The organism is Martinezella dioscoreae, from assembly GCF_009176305.1.
Lineage (GTDB): Bacteria > Pseudomonadota > Alphaproteobacteria > Rhizobiales > Rhizobiaceae > Rhizobium > Rhizobium dioscoreae.
In genome coordinates, this window is the sequence record NZ_BLAJ01000011.1 from 1 (window position 1) to 18,171 (window position 18,171).

The window sequence follows — 18,171 nt, forward strand, 5'->3', positions numbered from 1 at the left end:
GAAAGGGAAGTTACAAAGGTGCCGTCAGGCGGATGAGGGGGTGTTGCCAAGAGCACGAAAATCCCCGCATCCAAATCGGTCGCCCCCCTCATCCGACCCTTCGGGCCACCTTCTCCCCGAGGGGAGAAGGAGTTTGTGGTGTCTACGCACCTCACATGCGATTGCCCTATATCACGCAGCTACGGGCTGCATTTGTTTGTTTTCCCGTGTCCGTGCCCAATGGATGACGGGGCGTTCGAGCAGGACATAGCTCAGCGTGCCGATGGCGAAGATGACGGTGGTTGCAACCAGGCTTGAGACGATCCAGCCGCCCAGCACGTCATCCGAGCCTGCGCCGAAGGATGAGGGAAAGAGCTGCGGCATCAAGGTCAACACGATATCCTGCCAGATGTAGACGCCGAAGGAGACGGTGGCGACATAACGGCTGACAGGATTGTCGAGCAGCTTTGCCAGCAGCAGCGATTGGGGAAGCGTGCAAAGCGCAATCGCGACCGCCAGGGGAAGCAGCGGGAATTGATAGGGAATGCCGAGCCAGGCGTAGCCCTCCGCAGCACCGCCGATCGACTGCGGCAACTGCCACGCGCCCATGATGATCGCGAGTGCGCCGATGATGTCATAGATCGCTGAGCGTCGGGCTGGGAGGAGTGTCTGAATGCCGGCGGCGAGCGCGCCGATCGCGAATATCGCAAAGAAGCCGATCGGGTTGTAGCGCGGCATCCATTCCTTGGCGCCGCCCTGGAAGCCATATTGCCATCCGCGCCCGACATTGTCGGTTGGAAGATAGGTGACCACGAGCCAATGGCCGACCAGAGATATTGCGATAATGCCGATCCAGAGCGCACGGCTGACAAGAATGGAACGGGTTCTCAGTTTCGGATGAAACAACAGCAGGAAGCCGATCGGCATGAGAACATAGCAGGTCGTCTCGAAGGGGATCGACCATAGCGGCCCATCGCCTTGCACCGGGAAAAAGGTGCGCCAGTGCCATTGGCTCATCAGGAAGAAACCGGCGATATAGCGGCCGACCAGTTCTGCATCGAGCGGAAAGCCGTAGATGGTGAAGCTGATCACGAAGCCGAACGTCAGGGCAAACCAGAAACCCGGCAGGATGCGTGCGGCGCGGCGCATGGCATAGATCTTCAGCGAAGGTAGGGGTTGAGCTCTATCCAGTGCCAGCCAGAAGGGACGTGCAAGAAGGAAACCGCTGAGGACGAAGAAGACCGAGACGCCGTGATTGCCGAAGCGCGCGATTATGAAGGTCATGTCCAGATCCGGCGGGATTTTGTAGAAATTCATTCGGAGCACGAGATGGTGAACAAGCACCATCAGACATGCGACAGCGCGCACGAAATCCGCTCCTCCCAGCCGCTTGGCGTTCTCCATTCGCGTATCCGCCCGAGATCTCCTTCTATTGGGTTAGGTCATTGCGACGGTTTCGGCAAGCGTGATCCTTGAAGGCAGGACGCCCGGACCCGTGGTGCCGGGTCCGGGCGTCGGACCGATCTCCCGCACCTGCCAGAAACGAGAGATCGGATTACTGGGATAAGGATCAGGCGGCGGCGGAGCGATAGGGGCGCGTGGCGCGCGCCGGTTTCAGGGCGTTGCTCCACCAAGTCAGCCGCGCGATCATGACAACGAGCGATTTTCTGGCATCGAGCGGGTTTTCCAATGTGCCATCCTCGGCAAATCTGCCCCACGGATTGGCGAAGCTGATAGTATCGCGCACGGTGACGGTATGGAGTTCGGCAAAGACGAGCCGCAACTGTTCGACCGCGCGCAGGCCGCCGGAAACTCCGCCATAGGAAACGAAGGCGACAGGTTTGCCATGCCAGGGCTCATAGACGAGATCGAGGACGAATTTCAGCGAGGCCGTGAAGCTGTGATTGTATTCCGGCGTGACCACGATGAAGGCATCGGCATCGGAAAGCCGCTCCGATAGGGCCGCGACGCCCGGATGCTCGCGATTGTGTGCGAAAGGCAGATCGAATTCGAGGGGATGGACCAGATCGATGTCTATAAGCGGATAGTGTGCCAATTCGCGGGCAACCCAATTGACCACCCGGTCGCACAGCCGGCCGGGACGCGTGCTGCCGTAGATGATCGCCAGCCGGGTTCTTTCTGTCATGTCTTGCTCCTGCTTTACGCGGTTCGGAGCCAGGGTTATAAAACCTCAAGTAAAGTTGAGGTCAATAGCGAAAATGGGAAAAATCGATCCGGCTCAATTTCCGAAGCTGCTGACTGTTGGCGAGGTGGCGGCGCGCAGCGGCGTGGCCGTATCGGCGCTGCATTTCTATGAGGCGAAAGGCTTGATCGAGAGCCATCGCAGCAGCGGCAACCAACGGCGCTATCCGCGCGAAGTGCTGCGGCGAGTCTCCATCATCAAGGTGGCCCAACGCGTCGGTATTCCGCTTGCCGAGGTTCAGGCGGCTCTTCAATCGCTGCCGCAGGGGCGCACGCCGACCGCGTCCGACTGGAAGGCGCTTTCGGAGCGGTGGAAGGACGATCTCGACGCTCGCATCAAGCGCCTGCAGGGACTTCGCGATCAGCTGGACAGCTGTATCGGTTGCGGCTGCCTTTCGCTCGATAGCTGTCCCTTGCGCAATCCGTGGGATGTGCTTTCCGAAGAAGGCGCAGGCCCGCGGCTGCTCGATCCCGGAGAGTGAATTGGCGACTCAGGCGTGGACGTGGCTCTCTGCCATATAGCCGTCGAGAGCTGCGGCTTCTTCCTTCGAAAGATAAAGACCCTTTTTGGAGCGCCGCCACAAGATGTCTGCGGCGTTATACGCCCATTCCTGTTCCATCAGGTAGCGCACTTCCGCCTCGTAGAGATCGCTTCCGAAATAGCGGCCGAGATCGGCGACCGTCTTTGCGTTGCCAAGGATCATGGCGGCGCGTGTGCCGTAGCGGCGGATGAGGCGGCGGGCATGCGGATCGGCAAGGAAAGAATAGCGCGACTTGAGCTTGGAGACTTCGGCCTCATAGCCGCGAACCGGAAAGTCGCCGCCGGGCAGCGAACTGCCGGCAGTCCAGGGCGTACCCTTCAGGCCGATGGCCTCGCCGATCTTCTCCAGCGCATGTTCGCCGAGGCGGCGATAAGTGGTGAGCTTGCCGCCAAAGACATTGAGCAGCGGTGCCTGGCCTTCTTCGCCTTCGACCTTCAGCACGTAATCGCGCGTGGCTTCCTGCGCCTTCGATGCGCCATCGTCATAGAGCGGGCGGACGGCCGAGTAGGTCCAGACGATATCCTCGGGCTTTACCGGCTCCTTGAAATATTCGCTGGCGGCGTTGCAGAGATAGGACGTCTCCTCTGCCGTGATCTTCACATCCTTCGGATCGTCCTTGTAGTCGCGATCCGTGGTGCCGATCAGCGTGAAGTCCTGCTCGTAGGGGATGGCGAAGATGATGCGGTTGTCCGGGTTCTGGAAGAAATAGGCGCGGGGATCATCGAACTTCTTGCGCACGACGATATGGCTGCCCTGGACGAGGCGGACATTGTGTACCTGGTTCTTGCCGAAGGCACCGGCGAGCACCTGATCGACCCAGGGACCCGCGGCATTGACCAGCATGCGCGAACGAAACTGGCGCTTCTCGCCGCTGATCGTATTCTCCGTTTCGATCGCCCAAACCGCGCCTTCGCGGCGCGCGGAGATCACTTTCGTCCGCGGCATGATCGTTGCGCCGCGATCGGCCGCATCGCGCGCATTCAGCACCACCATGCGGGCATCGTCGACCCAGCCGTCGGAATATTCAAAAGCCTTGGTGAAGAGCGCCTTCAGCGGCTTGCCCGCGGGATCCTTCTTCATGTCCAGCGTCGCGGTCGGTGGCAGCAGCTTTCGTCCGCCAAGGTGGTCGTAGAGGAAAAGGCCGAGGCGGATCAGCCAGGCCGGGCGGATGCCACCCTTGTGATAGGGCAGGACGAAGCGCATCGGCCAGATGATATGGGGCGCCATCGCCCAGAGCACTTCGCGCTCCATCAGCGATTCGCGCACGAGACGGAATTCGTAATGTTCGAGATAGCGCAACCCGCCATGGATGAGCTTGGTGGCGCCCGACGACGTGCCGGAGGCGAAGTCGTTCATCTCGGCGAGCGCGACCTTATAGCCGCGCCCAACGGCATCGCGGGCAATGCCGCAGCCATTGATGCCGCCGCCGATAACGAAAATATCGTAGACCTGCTCGCTCACCCGCCCCTCCGCAAAGGTCAGCCATCCCCTGAAGATGGAAAATCGAAACTAATCCATCTAAAGCGAAACAGATACGAATGTCAAACGAACGTTTCTTGACGGAAAGCGCGCCGATCAAGCTGGTCTGCGAGAGGTTTCAACAAGATGCACGTCATGTTCCGCGGCGATGGAGCGCACGGATTCGATGCTGCATTCGTCCGTTACGAAGGTATGAACCTGCGATAGATGGCCGATGCGAACCGGAGCGGTTCGTTCGAATTTGGTGCTGTCGGCGACGAGAATGACGTGCCGCGCATTGGCGATGATGGCCTGCGCGACTTTCACTTCGCGAAAATCGAAATCCAGAAGCGCGCCGTCGGGGTCAATCGCGGAGGCGCCGATGACAGCGTAATCCACCTTGAACTGCTTGATGAAGTCGACGGCGGCTTCACCGACGATACCGCCATCCGAGCCGCGCACGACGCCGCCGGAAATCACGACTTCGATGGATGGGAAAATACGTAACTTATTGGCAACGTTGATATTATTGGTGATGACCATCAGTTCGTGGTGGCCAAGGAGTGCCTCGCCGACGGCTTCCGTCGTTGTGCCGATATTAATGAAAAGCGAGCTGTTGTTGGGGATCAGGCTTGCTGCGGCGCGGCCGATCGCCTGTTTTTCGGGCGCGGCGATGGAGCGTCTCGCCTCATATTTCACGTTCTCGGTTCCGCCGGGAAAGATCGCGCCGCCATGCACGCGCGATAGCACGCGGCCGTCGCAGAGGTCGTTCAGGTCCTTGCGAATGGTCTGCGGCGTGACCGAGAAGCGCATCGCCAGCTCTTCCACCAGCACGCGGCCCTCCGCCTTGGCGATTTCGAGGATCTCTGTCTGACGCCCGGACAGGAACATGGTTTTCGCTCCCTTTCTTTCGTTTTTTCGTCATCATATGATAAAGTGAAAATTCCGCAATTACCGGCGCGCGAATAGTGCGGTTTGGGAGGTCATCGTGTTTCATCCGAAGCTATTCGAAAATCGCAACGTCGTGGTCACCGGCGCCGGCCGTGGCATCGGGCTGGAGGTCGCGCGCCAGTTTCTCGATTGCGGAGCCCATGTCCTTATTCATGTTGGCCGCGATGGCAGTCGCGATTTGCCTGATTTTCTGATGGAAGCGGAAGCCGAGCGCCGCGCCTTTCTCATTGCCGGCGATTTCGCCGCCCGCAATGGCACGCGCGATTTCGTCAGCGCTGCCGGCGAGCGTTTCGACCGCATCGACGTGCTTGTCAACAATGCCGGCACCATGGTCGGGCGATTCCCAGCCGGCGAGCTTACGGACGAACAATACGAGCAGATCGTTCATCTCAATCAGACTTCCGTGATGGAGGTGACGAGAGGACTGTTGCCGCTGCTGCGGGCAGCCGGGCAGGCGGCGATCGTCAATACGGTTTCGATTTCGGCACGGACCGGCGGCAGCCCGGGATCGGCGATCTATTCCGCCTCGAAGGCCTTTGTCGCAACCTACTCGAAAGCACTGGCGCGCGAACTGGCACCTGATGGCATACGGGTCAATTGCGTCTCTCCCGGCACGATATCAACCGATTTTCATGAGCGCTATTCCTCGAGAGAGAAGCTGGAGCAGACGCGCAAATCGATCCCACTCCAGCGCCTGGGAACGCCCGAAGATTGCGCGCCCGCCTATCTCTTTCTCGCAGCGCCCCTGCTTTCCGGCTACATCACCGGGCAGGTGCTCGAGATCAATGGCGGGCAGCTTATCTGCTGATAAAACGGACCTTTTTTGGTTTTCCGTGTCTTTTTGAATCAGCTTCTGATTTGATAATATTATAAGCATACCTCTGGGGGATTTCTTACTAGAGGCTGTCATATGTCGTCGTCTCTACCGCAGGGCGGTGCAGCGGAACGTGATGTTGAGGAAATGACTGACACGGCGCGAAAGGCGAGCGCCCTGCTGAAAGCACTATCGCATGAGACCCGCCTGGCAATTCTCTTCACGCTTGCCAAGCACGAGAAAACGGTGATGGAGCTCGAGGCTCTTCTTGATCTGCCGCAGGCCGTCGTGTCGCAGCATTTGGCACGCCTTCGCCTGGACAAGCTGGTCGATACGCGCCGCGAAGGGCGACTCATCCATTATGCCGTCGCGCGGTCGGAAATCTGCGCCGTCGTTGAGTCGCTGCAGAAGGCGTTTTGTCAGACCGATCGCTGAACCCTGAGGCCGCTTTGTATGTTGCGCTCGCCATGCTGTCGGTCTAACTCTTTCGTCGCGGGAGAGCGGGATGATCGACAAGCTGGAATTCTTCATAGCATTGGCGAATCAGAAGCATTTTGGCCGCGCCGCGGAAGAATGTGGCGTGACGCAGCCCACCCTGTCTGCGGCCATCCGCCAGCTGGAGGACCAGCTTGGCGTGATGCTTGTTAGCCGCGGTTCGCGCTTTCAGGGACTGACGCCCGAGGGACAGCGCGTGCTGGAATGGGCCCGTCGCATCGTCGGCGACAGCCGCACGATGCGCGAGGAGATGCGCGCGGCGCGCAAGGGCCTTGCCGGCCATATCCGGATCGCCGCCATTCCGACGGCGCTTGCCATGGTGCAGAAAATCACTACGCCTTTCCAGGAAAGGCATCCCGATGTCACCTTCTCCATCTTGTCGCGCAATTCGCTGCAGGTTCTGAGCCTGCTGGAAAATCTTGAGATCGATGCCGGCATCACCTATCTGGAGAACGAGCCGCTCGGCCGCGTCACCAGCGTGCCGCTCTATGCCGAGCGCTATCACCTGATCACCGCGGCGGGCAGCCCGTTTTCCGAGCGCAAGACCGTCACCTGGAAGGAAGTCGGCGATCTTCGGCTTTGTCTATTGACTGCTGACATGCAGAATCGCCGCATCATCAATCGGCATCTTGCCGAGGCAGGCGCAACGGCGAGGCCGACGCTGGAATCCAATTCGATGATCGTGCTGTTTTCGCATGTGCAGACCGGGCGCTGGGCGAGCATCATGCCGAAGAATATCGCTGATTCCTTCGGTTTTCCGGCGGATATTCATAAGATCCCAATCACTGAACCTGACGCCGAGCACCTTGTCGGCCTTGTCGCCACGCATCGCGAGCCCTTTACGCCGCTCGTCTCTGCCTTGCTGCATGAGGCGAGACTACTCGCGGAAGAGGACGAGAATCGATAGAAATTTTCTATCGAGCAACGAGACTGCCTTATTGATCCCCAGCCTTCTCCCTGCGACCTTAACGGCATGGCGTGTCGATCGCGCGCCAGGAGGAAATGCCGCATAGGCCTTTTCCGAAGATTCGCCTTCGATCTTCGGAGCTATGCGCGGGAGGCTGCTAATGAGCTTGAATCAGGCCGCGGGCGATGTCGCAACCCGGGCCGGCACCATCATCGATAGCATGAAATCGATGGAGGGGCCGCTTTTGCCGATCCTGCATGGGATCCAGGAAGAATTCGGTTATGTGCCGCAGGATGCGTTGCCGCTGATCGCCAAGGCACTGAACCTTTCCCGCGCTGAAGTGCACGGCGTCATGACCTTCTATCATGACTATCGCGATCATCCGGCAGGCCGCCATGTTCTGAAGCTCTGTCGCGCCGAGGCCTGTCAGTCGATGGGCGGCGATGCGCTGGCGGAGCGCGTCAAGCAGTTGCTGGGCGTCGATTTCCATCAGACCACGCTCGATGGCAGTGTCACGCTGGAACCGGTCTACTGTCTCGGGCTTTGCGCCTGCGCTCCGGCTGCGATGCTCGACGGCGAGCTGCATGGCCGGCTCGACGACGAAAGCGCCGAAGACCTTGTCAAGGAGGCGCGCCAATGACGATCACCATCTATATTCCCCGCGATGCCGCCGCCCTTTCGCTGGGTGCGGAAAAGGTGGCGCAAGCCGTCACGCAGGAGATTGCCAAGCGCGGGCTCGATGCGCGCATCGTGCGCAACGGCTCGCGCGGCATGTTCTGGCTCGAGCCCCTGGTCGAAGTCGAGATCGACGGCAAGCGCATCGGCTATGGACCGGTGAAGGCCAAGGATGTTCCCGCACTATTCGATGCCGGGCTCGCCGAAGGCGGCGAGCATCCGCTCTGTCTTGGGGAGGTCGAAAGCCTCCCATTCCTCAAGGAACAGACCCGCCTGACTTTTGCCCGCTGCGGCATCACCGACCCGCTTTCGCTTCAGGATTACGAAGCGCACGGCGGCCTGAAAGGTCTGCGCCGCGCCACCGGCATGGCTGCTGGCGATATCGTCAAGGAAGTGACCGATTCCGGCCTTCGCGGCCGCGGTGGCGCGGGTTTCCCGACCGGCATCAAGTGGAAGACGGTGCTCGATGCGCCGGGGACACGCAAATATATCGTCTGCAACGCGGACGAGGGCGATAGCGGTACCTTCGCCGACCGGATGATCATGGAAGGCGACCCCTTCGTGCTGATCGAGGGCATGGCGATTGCAGGCCTCGCGACGGGCGCGACCAAGGGCTTCGTCTATACGCGTTCGGAATATCCGCATGCGATCGCCGCGATGACGGAAGCCGTGGAAATCGCGCGCAAGGCCGGTATTCTCGGCGCATCCGTGCTCGGCTCAGGCAAAACCTTCGACATGGAAATCCGCACCGGCGCCGGCGCCTATGTCTGCGGCGAGGAAACGGCGCTCTTGAACAGCCTCGAGGGCAAGCGTGGCATCGTGCGTGCCAAGCCGCCGCTGCCGGCGCATAAGGGCCTGTTCAACTGTCCCACCGTCATCAACAATGTGATCTCGCTCGCCTCGGTCCCCGTCATCATGGACAAGGGTGCTGCCTTCTATCGCGATTTCGGCATGGGCCGGTCGCGCGGCACGATCCCGCTGCAGATCGCCGGCAACGTCAAGCATGGCGGCCTCTACGAGACGGCCTTCGGTCTTTCGCTCGGCGATATCGTCGACCGGATCGGCGGCGGCACAGCGACAGGGCGGCCGGTCAAGGCCGTGCAGGTGGGTGGTCCGCTGGGAGCCTATTTCCCGCGCGCCCTGTTCGACACACCGTTCGACTATGAAGCGTTCGCGGCCAAGGACGGTCTCATCGGCCATGCCGGCATCGTCGTCTTCGACGATACCGCCGACATGCTGAAGCAGGCGCGGTTCGCCATGGAATTCTGCGCGGTCGAAAGCTGCGGCAAGTGCACGCCCTGCCGCATCGGCTCGACGCGCGGCGTCGAGACGGCCGACAAGATCGCGCGAGGGATCGAGCCGGAGAAAAACCGGGTGCTGCTTGCCGATCTCTGCAACACCATGAAGTTCGGTTCGCTCTGCGCGCTCGGCGGCTTCACGCCCTATCCCGTCATGAGCGCGATGACCCATTTTCCGGAGGATTTTTCTCCGGCTCCCTTGATTGAAGCGGCGGAGTAAGACCCATGTCCCTCGTTCCAGAAATCGATTACGGCACGCCGGCCTCCACATCCGAAACCATGGTGACGCTCACCATCGACGGTCGCCAGATCACGGTGCCCGAGGGTACGTCGATCATGCGCGCCTCGATGGAAGCAGGCATTCAGGTGCCGAAGCTCTGCGCCACCGATATGGTCGATGCCTTCGGCTCCTGCCGCCTCTGTCTCGTCGAGATCGAAGGCCGCAACGGCACGCCGGCCTCGTGCACGACGCCTGTGGCACCCGGCCTCGTCGTTCACACGCAGACCGGCCGGCTGAAGGACATCCGCCGCGGCGTGATGGAACTCTATATCTCCGACCACCCGCTCGACTGCCTGACCTGCGCCGCCAATGGTGATTGCGAGCTACAGGACATGGCTGGCGCCGTCGGCCTGCGCGATGTGCGCTACGGCTATGAGGGCGACAACCACGTCAAGGCGCGCAACAACGGCGACATCAATCTGAAATGGATGCCGAAGGACGAGTCGAACCCCTATTTCACTTATGATCCTTCGAAGTGCATTGTCTGCTCGCGCTGCGTGCGCGCCTGCGAGGAAGTGCAGGGCACGTTTGCGCTGACGATCGAGGGCCGCGGCTTCGGCTCGCGGGTCTCGCCCGGCATGCATGAGAGTTTCATCGACAGCGAGTGCGTTTCCTGCGGCGCCTGCGTGCAGGCCTGCCCGACGGCGACACTGACCGAGAAATCTGTGATCTCGATCGGCCAGCCGGAGCATTCGGTCGTCACCACCTGCGCCTATTGCGGTGTCGGCTGCTCCTTCAAGGCGGAGATGCGCGGCGAGGAGCTGGTGCGTATGGTGCCCTGGAAGGACGGCCAGGCCAATCGCGGCCATTCCTGCGTCAAGGGCCGCTTCGCCTATGGCTATTCGACCCACAAGGATCGCATCCTTAACCCGATGATCCGCGAGAAGGTGAGCGATCCCTGGCGTGAAGTGACATGGGATGAGGCCTTTGCCCATATCGCCACCGAGTTCAAGCGGCTGCAATATCAGTATGGCCGCGATTCCATCGGCGGCATTACCTCCTCGCGCTGCACCAATGAAGAGACTTTTCTGGTGCAGAAGCTGGTGCGCGCAGGCTTCGGCAACAACAATGTCGATACCTGCGCCCGCGTCTGCCATTCTCCCACAGGCTACGGCCTCGGCCAGGCGTTCGGCACCTCCGCCGGCACGCAGAATTTCGACAGCGTCGAGCATTCCGACGTCGTCATCGTCATCGGCGCCAACCCGACGGATGGCCATCCGGTCTTCGGCTCGCGCCTGAAGAAGCGGCTGCGCCAAGGCGCCAAGCTCATCGTTATCGATCCGCGCCGCATCGATCTTGTGCGCACGCCGCATGTCGAAGCCAGCTATCATCTGCCGCTGAAGCCAGGCACTAATGTCGCCATTCTGACGGCACTGGCGCATGTGATCGTGACGGAAGGCCTGTTCGACGAGAAATTCATCCGCGAGCGCTGCGACTGGTCCGAATTCGAGGATTGGGCTGCCTTCGTTTCCGAACCGCAGCACAGCCCGGAGGAAACGGAAAAATACACCGGCGTTTCTCCGGAACTCGTACGCGGTGCTGCTCGTCTGTTTGCCAAGGGCGGCAATGGCGCGATCTATTACGGTCTCGGCGTCACCGAGCACAGCCAGGGCTCGACCACCGTCATGGCGATCGCCAACCTTGCCATGGTGACGGGCAATATCGGCCGTCCGGGCGTCGGCGTAAATCCGCTGCGCGGACAGAACAACGTGCAGGGCTCCTGCGACATGGGCTCCTTCCCGCACGAGCTGCCGGGCTATCGCCACATCTCTGACGATGCGACCCGCGATATCTTCGAAAAGCTCTGGGGTGTGAAGCTCAACAACGAGCCGGGCCTGCGTATTCCGAACATGCTCGATGCCGCCGTCGAAGGCACGTTCAAGGGCATCTACATCCAGGGTGAGGACATTCTCCAGTCCGATCCGGACACCAAGCATGTTGCGGCCGGCCTTGCTGCGATGGAATGCGTCGTCGTCCACGACCTCTTCCTGAACGAGACCGCCAACTACGCCCACGTCTTCCTGCCCGGTTCGACCTTCCTGGAAAAGGACGGCACCTTCACCAATGCCGAGCGCCGCATCAACCGCGTGCGCAAGGTCATGACCCCGCGCAACGGCTATGCCGATTGGGAAGTGACACAGAAGATGGCGCAGGCCATGGGTCTCGGCTGGAACTATACGCATCCGTCCGAAATCATGGACGAGATCGCCGCGACGACGCCGAGCTTCGCGCTCGTCTCCTACGACTATCTGGAAAAGATGGGCTCGGTGCAGTGGCCCTGCAACGAGAAGACGCCGCTCGGCTCGCCGATCATGCATGTCGATGGCTTCGTGCGCGGCAAGGGCAAGTTCATTCGCACGGAATATGTGCCGACGGACGAGCGCACCGGCCCGCGCTTCCCGCTGCTACTGACGACCGGGCGTATCCTCAGTCAGTACAATGTCGGCGCCCAGACGCGGCGTACCGAGAATGTCGTCTGGCATGCGGAGGATCGCCTGGAAATCCACCCACACGATGCCGAGCAGCGCGGCATCCGCGAGGGCGATTGGGTGCGGCTCAGCAGCCGATCCGGCGACACGACGCTTCGGGCGTTGATTACCGACCGCGTCGCGCCCGGTGTCGTCTATACGACGTTCCATCATCCGGACACGCAGGCGAACGTCATTACCACGGATTATTCCGACTGGGCGACGAACTGCCCGGAATACAAGGTGACGGCCGTGCAGGTCTCGCCCTCGAATGGTCCATCGCAGTGGCAGGTCGAGTATGATGAACAGGCCCGGCAGTCCCGGCGCATCGTTGGGAAGATGGAGGCTGCGGAGTGAGTTTGAGGATGCTTTCTCCTTCTCCCCTTGGGGAGAAGGTGCCCGCAGGGCGGATGAGGGGGTCTTTTCGCGCGGGAAGAATGGCCCTTCGCTCGCGCTCAGGACGCTCGGAGCCGTCGCTCCTCGCCCCCCTCATCCGACGCTTCGCGCCACCTTCTCCCCGAGGGGGAGAAGGGGAGACCGGATAATGACCAAATTCACGCCCACCACCCCCGTCCCCGAGACCGCCCGCCGCAACGGGTTGGTGCGGTCCGGCTCCCGAATTGTCCCCGAGGAAGTACCGATCGCTTTTTCCTATGGCGGCACCTCGCACGCGGTCATGATGGGTACGCCCGCCGATATCGAGGATTTCGCTGTCGGCTTCAGCCTCACCGAGGGCATCATCACCGATATGAGTGAGATTGCTGCGATCGAGCCGATCGAGGACGGGCAGGGGATCGACGTGCAGATCACGCTCGTCGATGATGCTGCGGATGCCCTGCGGCTGCGTCGCCGCCATATGGCGGGCCCCGTCGGCTGCGGCCTTTGCGGCATCGAATCGATCGAACAGGCAGTTCGCAAGGTGCCGGATGTCTCGAAAGTTGCTTTGAAGCTGACGCAGAGGGATATCGTCCGCGCCATCGCTCTCCTCAATGATGCCCAGCCGCTGCATCGCGAGACGCATGCCGTGCATGGCGCGGGCTTCTATATTCCGTCCGAGGGTCTGCTTGCCGTGCGCGAGGATGTCGGCCGGCACAATGCGCTCGACAAGCTATGCGGCGCGGTCATTCGGTCCGGTCATAAGGGCGCGGATGGCGTGGTCGCCGTCACCAGTCGCCTTTCCGTCGAGATGGTGCAGAAGGCGGCGATATTGGGCAGTTCCGTCCTTGTAGCGATTTCCGCGCCGACGGCGCTTGCCATCCGTACGGCCGAGGAGGCCGGCATGACGCTGGTGGCGCTGGTGCGCGGCGACGATTTCGAGATTTTCACCCATCCGCATCGCATCATCCCGGGGAGCATCGCCGATGTCGCCTGACGAAACACCTCATGGCAAGACCGAGACCAAGCTTATCTATATGGCGAATCAGATCGCCACCTTCTTCAAGACACAGCCGGCGGGCGAGGCGGTGCAGGGTGTGGCTACGCATATCAACAAATTCTGGGAGCCGCGCATGCGGAGACAGCTGTTCGCGATCATCGATCATGGCGACAGTGGGCTGAATCCTTTGGTCCTGGAGGCGGCCTCGCTGATCCACAGGCCGGCGCCGGCCGAGGAAATTAAGTCGGCTTAATACTAACACAGATGGCGCATTGGGATGGAGAGTGGAGGCTCTATCGTCGAATGCGGTTCCTTTGAGGAAGGGTGCCGGTCTTTGAAGCAAGGAGGAGTTGTTCATGACGGCTGCGGATACGAATATTTCCCGAGGGACGGCGACGGCGGGTCTGCTCGACCGTGAGCGAATTATCGCCAAGCCGGGCTTCAACCGGTGGCTGGTGCCGCCGGCGGCATTGGCGATCCATCTCTGCATCGGCATGGCCTATGGATTCAGCGTTTTCTGGCTGCCGCTCTCCAAGGCGCTCGGTACGCCGACTCCAGCCCCTGCAGAATGCGCCAGCCTCAATCTTCTGACCGCCCTGTTCACGACGAGCTGCGACTGGCGCGTAAGCGATCTCGGCTGGATCTATACGCTGTTCTTCGTGTTGCTCGGCTCCTCCGCCGCCATCTGGGGCGGGTGGCTCGAGAAAGTCGGGCCGCGCAAGGCCGGCGTAGTCGCTGCCTGCTGCTGGTGCGGCGGTATCCTAATCGCGGCCGTTGGCGTCATTTTCCATCAGCTCTGGATCATGTGGATCGGCGCCGGCGTCATCGGCGGTATTGGGCTTGGTCTCGGCTATATTTCACCCGTGTCAACGCTGATCAAATGGTTTCCGGATCGGCGCGGCATGGCGACCGGCATGGCGATCATGGGTTTCGGCGGCGGCGCGATGATCGGGGCGCCGCTTGCGAGCCTGCTGATGAACCACTTCCGCACTGATGGATCGGTGGGCGTCTGGCAGACCTTCATCGTCATGGCGGCGATCTATTTCGTCTTCATGATGGGCGGCGCCTTCGGCTATCGCCTGCCGCCGGCCGGCTGGCGTCCTGAGGGCTGGACGGCGCCTGCCGCCAAGAGCTCGATGATCACCACCAAGCATGTGCATCTCCGCGATGCCCACAAAACCCCGCAGTTCTGGCTGATCTGGGCAGTATTGTGCCTGAATGTCTCGGCCGGCATCGGCGTCATCGGCATGGCCTCGCCCATGCTGCAGGAGATTTTCGGCGGAGCCCTCATCGGCCTGCCGGATGTGAAATTCGCCGATCTCGGCAAGGATCAGATCGCCACCGTCGCTGCCATAGCCGCCGGCTTTGCCGGTCTGCTGTCGCTCTTCAACATCGGTGGGCGCTTCTTCTGGGCGTCGCTGTCCGACAAGATCGGCCGCAAGAACACCTACTATTGCTTCTTCGTCATCGGCATCGCGCTCTATGTCCTGGCTCCCTGGGCGGCCGGTATTCATAGCAAGGTGCTGTTCGTGGGCGCTCTCTGCATCATCCTATCGATGTATGGCGGCGGTTTCGCTACTGTTCCCGCTTATCTCGCCGATATCTTCGGCACGCAGTTCGTAGGTGCGATCCATGGCCGGTTGCTGACGGCATGGGCGACGGCCGGGATCATCGGGCCTGTCGTCGTCAACTATATCCGCGAGGCGCAGAAGGCGGCAGGCGTGGAAGGCGCCCAGCTTTACACCTTCACCATGTATATTCTTGCGGGCATGCTGGCTCTGGGCTTGATCGCCAATTCGCTGGTCAAGCCGCTCTCGGATAAATGGTTCATGTCGGACGAGGAGGTGGCGGCGCTGCAGGCAAAGACCGCCGCCGCCAATGCCGGCCCCACCGGCTCTTTCGGCATCGGCACGGGCGGTTTCGATGGCAAGGCGCTGATCGCCTGGGCACTCGTCGGCATTCCGCTCCTCTGGGGCGTATGGGTGACGATCAAGAGCACCTACGCATTGTTTGGCTAAACGATCCTCCGCAAGACGACGAGGCCGCCCCGAAGTTCGGGGCGGCCTCGTGCTTTTCAGCAAGTTTGGCGGTCAAGCTGCGCGCCGCATCACCATATCGCGGATCATCGAGTCGGCGAGGCGGAATTGCGCAAGCAGCATGTGCAGCGCATCCGCCTCGTTGGCGAGCCGGAGGCTTGCCGCCGTGCTTTCCTCCACCATGGCAGCGTTCTGCTGAGTGGTCTGATCCAGCGAATTGATCGCCGAGTTGATTTCCCGAAGACCGATCGTCTGTTCCTTCGAAGCCTTCACGATGGCGGCGACGTTGGTGTTGATATCGGCGACTTGAGTAACGATATGCTCCAGCGCCCTGCCTGTCTGACCGACCAGGCCGACACCATTCTTGACGTGCTGGCTTGATGTCGTGATCAGCGCCTTGATCTCCTTGGCGGCACTGGCCGAACGCTGAGCAAGCTCGCGCACTTCCTGCGCCACGACGGCGAAGCCTTTGCCCGCCTCGCCGGCACGTGCCGCTTCGACACCGGCGTTCAGCGCCAGCAGATTGGTCTGGAAAGCGATATCGTCGATGACGCCGATGATGTTGGTGATCTCGCGCGAGGATTTCTCGATCTGATCCATGGCGGCGACGGCATTGCGGACCACTGTGCCGGATTCTTCGGCGCCGCGTTTGGTTTCGGCAACGAGACGCCCTGCTTCTTCCGCACGCTGGCTGGAATCGGTGACCGTCGTGGTGATTTCCTCCAGAGCCGCCGCCGTCTCTTCCACCGATGCAGCCTGCTGTTCGGTACGCCTTGAGAAGGCTTCTGCTGAGTGGCCGAGCTCGCGCGAGCCGGCGGCAATGGCGCTAGCATTGTGGCCGACGGTGGTCAGCGTTTCGGAAAGCTTCTCGATCGTTGCGTTGAAATCGTGGCGAAGCTGCTCCATGGATGGCACGAAGGACCGCTGGAGCGTCTTCGTCAGGTCGCCTTCCGACAGGCTGCGAAGGGCGCCGGCGATTTCGTTGATGGCGCTCATGCGCGAGGTAACGTCCGTGGCGAATTTCACGACCTTGTAGACCTTGCCGTCGGCGTCGACGATGGGGTTATAGGCCGCCTGGATCCAGATTTCCTTGCCGCCCTTGCCGTAGCGGACGAATTCGTTGGCGATGAACTCGCCCTGCGCTAGGCGCTGCCAGAAGCGCTTGTATTCCTCGGTGCGGGCATAGGAAGGATCACAGAAGATGCTGTGATGCTTGCCTGTGATCTCGCCGAGCGCATAGCCCATTGCGCTGCAGAAGTTTTCGTTCGCGGTCAGAATTTCGCCGGTCGGCAGGAATTCGATGACGGCCTGCGAGCGCGAGAGCGCCTCTAGCTTGCCCGCATCGTCGATTGCCTTCTTCTTGGCTTCGGTGACATCGACAGCGAATTTTACGACCTTGATCGGCTTACCGTTGCGGAAGACAGGATTGTAGGAGGCTTGTATCCAGATCTCGCGATTGCCCTTGGCATGACGCTTGTAGGTGCCGGCATCATGTTCGCCGCGGCCGAGACGCGCCCAGAAATCTTGATAGGCAGGGGTTGTGACATAGGAGGGATCACAGAACATCCGGTGATGATTGCCGACGATTTCCTTCAGCTCATAGCCCAGCGTGCGGCAGAAATTCTCGTTTGCGGTCAGAACCTTACCTTGAATGTCGAATTCGATGATGGCCTGCGATTTGGAAACGGCGGAAAGAATGCGGCTGGCATCGGATGATAGACTGAACATTCCCATTCCCTCTTAGAAAGCTCGCCTTTGTCGGGCGTCGATTAATGGCTTCGAAGCGGGCGGCCGCGCTCGTCGGCACGCCGAAGGACGACGTTCCGCAAGGGATGGTCGGAATGTATAGATTGTATTTTCTTTCCTCGCTTCACAATCGATGATGGAGTTTCCTCCTTTAATTTTGAGTAAAAATTAGCTCATTAGAAATTATAATTTAAATAAAATATAACTAGCTAAAATTAGGAGATAATAAAAAACCGCCGCAAGAGAGCGGCGGTTTCTTAAAAAGGACTATGCGGCGAAGTTATGCGGCAAGTTCATCTGTTTCGTTTTCCTTGAACATCTTGGCGAGGTTCAGGAAGCAGATCATGCCATTCTCCGTGGCGATGATGCCTTCGCAATAGGCGCGATCGAAGGAGGCGGTCACTTCCGGCACCGGTTGCACCTGGCTGGAGGCGATCGTCAGGATGTCGGAGACGCGGTCGACCAGCATGCCGATGACCATGTTGTGGACTTCGGCGACGACAATGGCGCTGCGTTCGTTGGCGACCGTGCTCTGCATGCCGAGTTTGTAGGCAAGGTCGATGATCGGGATCACCGAACCGCGCAGGTTCATGACGCCGATGACATCGGCCGGCGCATGCGGGATCGGCGTCGAGGGTGCCCAGCCGCGTATTTCGCGGATCGTGGTGGTCTTGACGCAGAATTCCTGATCATGCAGCCGGAAGGCAATGATCTCCAGAGTATCGCCGCTGAAGCTGGTGGAATTGATCGTGGCCATGAACGTTCTTCCCATTGAACCCGTGACGCCGAATGCGGCGCGTTATTGGCACGATAGGGCAAGAAGATTGCTTAAACCTAAACCTATGCAAGCGGTTTCGATAGTATTGGCTGGCAAAGCAAGATGCTGGAAGTATGGAGGTTGTAAAGGGAGAGCGGCCACCCGCCCCCGTGGTTCGAGGGCGGTCA

16 protein-coding genes are annotated in these 18,171 nt (G+C 60.6%); 10 read left to right on the forward strand and 6 right to left on the reverse strand.

The genetic code is table 11. The annotated features are described in order from the left end of the window. Positions 1-171: 171 nt before the first annotated feature. Complete coding sequence (locus GDN47_RS27010; RefSeq protein ID WP_113354301.1) at positions 172-1,383, reverse strand: acyltransferase family protein; 1,212 nt, start codon at positions 1,381-1,383, stop codon at positions 172-174. Between the two features lie 166 nt (positions 1,384-1,549). Continuing rightward, positions 1,550-2,125 (reverse strand): NADPH-dependent FMN reductase, encoded by a 576-nt coding sequence (locus GDN47_RS27015; RefSeq protein WP_152094658.1) that lies wholly within the window; start codon positions 2,123-2,125, stop codon positions 1,550-1,552. Positions 2,126-2,198: 73 nt separating this feature from the next. Here GDN47_RS27015 and soxR point away from each other — a divergent pair, with 73 nt between their 5' ends. Further along, positions 2,199-2,663 carry a redox-sensitive transcriptional activator SoxR gene (soxR, locus tag GDN47_RS27020; RefSeq protein ID WP_145636333.1) on the forward strand — a complete coding sequence of 155 codons (465 nt, stop codon included), beginning with the start codon at positions 2,199-2,201 and terminating at the stop codon, positions 2,661-2,663. Between the two features lie 9 nt (positions 2,664-2,672). Here the strand turns inward: soxR and glpD are convergent, their stop codons facing one another. Then, a complete protein-coding gene (gene glpD, locus GDN47_RS27025) occupies positions 2,673-4,184 on the reverse strand; it encodes a glycerol-3-phosphate dehydrogenase (RefSeq protein ID WP_113421293.1) in 1,512 nt (503 codons plus the stop codon). A gap of 114 nt (positions 4,185-4,298) precedes the next feature. Then, positions 4,299-5,072, reverse strand: coding sequence for a DeoR/GlpR family DNA-binding transcription regulator (locus tag GDN47_RS27030; protein ID WP_113333658.1), 774 nt, complete (start codon positions 5,070-5,072; stop codon positions 4,299-4,301). 97 nt (positions 5,073-5,169) lie between these two features. On the opposite strand from GDN47_RS27030, the gene GDN47_RS27035 reads away from it, so the two are divergent. The 9 genes from GDN47_RS27035 (at position 5,170) to GDN47_RS27075 (ending at position 15,462) form a co-directional block, all read left to right on the forward strand. Continuing rightward, a complete protein-coding gene (locus tag GDN47_RS27035; protein WP_152094659.1) occupies positions 5,170-5,940 on the forward strand; it encodes an SDR family NAD(P)-dependent oxidoreductase in 771 nt (256 codons plus the stop codon). Positions 5,941-6,042: 102 nt separating this feature from the next. Then, positions 6,043-6,381: an ArsR/SmtB family transcription factor gene (locus tag GDN47_RS27040; RefSeq protein WP_113354296.1), complete on the forward strand. Its 339-nt coding sequence runs from the start codon at positions 6,043-6,045 to the stop codon at positions 6,379-6,381. A gap of 70 nt (positions 6,382-6,451) precedes the next feature. Further along, the gene (locus tag GDN47_RS27045) at positions 6,452-7,348 is read left to right on the forward strand and encodes a LysR family transcriptional regulator (RefSeq protein ID WP_113333661.1); all 897 of its coding nucleotides are present in this window, start codon (positions 6,452-6,454) and stop codon (positions 7,346-7,348) included. A gap of 160 nt (positions 7,349-7,508) precedes the next feature. Beyond that, entirely contained in the window at positions 7,509-7,988 is a 480-nt protein-coding gene (locus GDN47_RS27050) for a formate dehydrogenase subunit gamma (protein ID WP_113354295.1), read from the forward strand. Continuing rightward, positions 7,985-9,541, forward strand: a complete 1,557-nt coding sequence (locus GDN47_RS27055; protein WP_113354294.1) for a formate dehydrogenase beta subunit — start codon at positions 7,985-7,987, stop codon at positions 9,539-9,541. Before GDN47_RS27050 ends, GDN47_RS27055 begins: the two co-directional genes overlap by 4 nt. A 5-nt stretch (positions 9,542-9,546) precedes the next feature. After that, positions 9,547-12,426, forward strand: a complete 2,880-nt coding sequence (gene fdhF, locus GDN47_RS27060) for a formate dehydrogenase subunit alpha (protein ID WP_113354293.1) — start codon at positions 9,547-9,549, stop codon at positions 12,424-12,426. Positions 12,427-12,613: 187 nt separating this feature from the next. Then, complete coding sequence (gene fdhD, locus GDN47_RS27065; RefSeq protein WP_145636329.1) at positions 12,614-13,441, forward strand: formate dehydrogenase accessory sulfurtransferase FdhD; 828 nt, start codon at positions 12,614-12,616, stop codon at positions 13,439-13,441. Beyond that, positions 13,431-13,697: a formate dehydrogenase subunit delta gene (locus tag GDN47_RS27070; RefSeq protein ID WP_113333905.1), complete on the forward strand. Its 267-nt coding sequence runs from the start codon at positions 13,431-13,433 to the stop codon at positions 13,695-13,697. Before fdhD ends, GDN47_RS27070 begins: the two co-directional genes overlap by 11 nt. A gap of 103 nt (positions 13,698-13,800) precedes the next feature. Beyond that, a complete protein-coding gene (locus tag GDN47_RS27075) occupies positions 13,801-15,462 on the forward strand; it encodes an OFA family MFS transporter (RefSeq protein ID WP_145636327.1) in 1,662 nt (553 codons plus the stop codon). A gap of 72 nt (positions 15,463-15,534) precedes the next feature. On the opposite strand, the gene GDN47_RS27080 is transcribed toward GDN47_RS27075, so the two are convergent. Together GDN47_RS27080 and GDN47_RS27085 are read right to left on the reverse strand one after the other, a co-directional pair. Next, a complete protein-coding gene (locus tag GDN47_RS27080; RefSeq protein WP_145636324.1) occupies positions 15,535-17,208 on the reverse strand; it encodes a methyl-accepting chemotaxis protein in 1,674 nt (557 codons plus the stop codon). 298 nt (positions 17,209-17,506) lie between these two features. Beyond that, positions 17,507-17,983, reverse strand: coding sequence for a chemotaxis protein CheW (locus GDN47_RS27085; protein ID WP_095436032.1), 477 nt, complete (start codon positions 17,981-17,983; stop codon positions 17,507-17,509). Between the last annotated feature and the right edge of the window lie 188 nt (positions 17,984-18,171).

Coding starts and splice junctions, on each gene's coding strand:
- fdhF (WP_113354293.1), top strand. CDS start 9,547: ATGTCCCTCGTTCCAGAAATCGATTACGGCACGCCGGCCTCCACATCC.
- soxR (WP_145636333.1), top strand. CDS start 2,199: ATGGGAAAAATCGATCCGGCTCAATTTCCGAAGCTGCTGACTGTTGGC.
- GDN47_RS27080 (WP_145636324.1), bottom strand. CDS start 17,208: ATGTTCAGTCTATCATCCGATGCCAGCCGCATTCTTTCCGCCGTTTCC.
- GDN47_RS27010 (WP_113354301.1), bottom strand. CDS start 1,383: ATGGAGAACGCCAAGCGGCTGGGAGGAGCGGATTTCGTGCGCGCTGTC.
- fdhD (WP_145636329.1), top strand. CDS start 12,614: ATGACCAAATTCACGCCCACCACCCCCGTCCCCGAGACCGCCCGCCGC.
- GDN47_RS27055 (WP_113354294.1), top strand. CDS start 7,985: ATGACGATCACCATCTATATTCCCCGCGATGCCGCCGCCCTTTCGCTG.
- GDN47_RS27030 (WP_113333658.1), bottom strand. CDS start 5,072: ATGTTCCTGTCCGGGCGTCAGACAGAGATCCTCGAAATCGCCAAGGCG.
- GDN47_RS27040 (WP_113354296.1), top strand. CDS start 6,043: ATGTCGTCGTCTCTACCGCAGGGCGGTGCAGCGGAACGTGATGTTGAG.
- GDN47_RS27075 (WP_145636327.1), top strand. CDS start 13,801: ATGACGGCTGCGGATACGAATATTTCCCGAGGGACGGCGACGGCGGGT.
- GDN47_RS27085 (WP_095436032.1), bottom strand. CDS start 17,983: ATGGCCACGATCAATTCCACCAGCTTCAGCGGCGATACTCTGGAGATC.
- GDN47_RS27070 (WP_113333905.1), top strand. CDS start 13,431: ATGTCGCCTGACGAAACACCTCATGGCAAGACCGAGACCAAGCTTATC.
- GDN47_RS27045 (WP_113333661.1), top strand. CDS start 6,452: ATGATCGACAAGCTGGAATTCTTCATAGCATTGGCGAATCAGAAGCAT.
- GDN47_RS27015 (WP_152094658.1), bottom strand. CDS start 2,125: ATGACAGAAAGAACCCGGCTGGCGATCATCTACGGCAGCACGCGTCCC.
- GDN47_RS27050 (WP_113354295.1), top strand. CDS start 7,509: ATGAGCTTGAATCAGGCCGCGGGCGATGTCGCAACCCGGGCCGGCACC.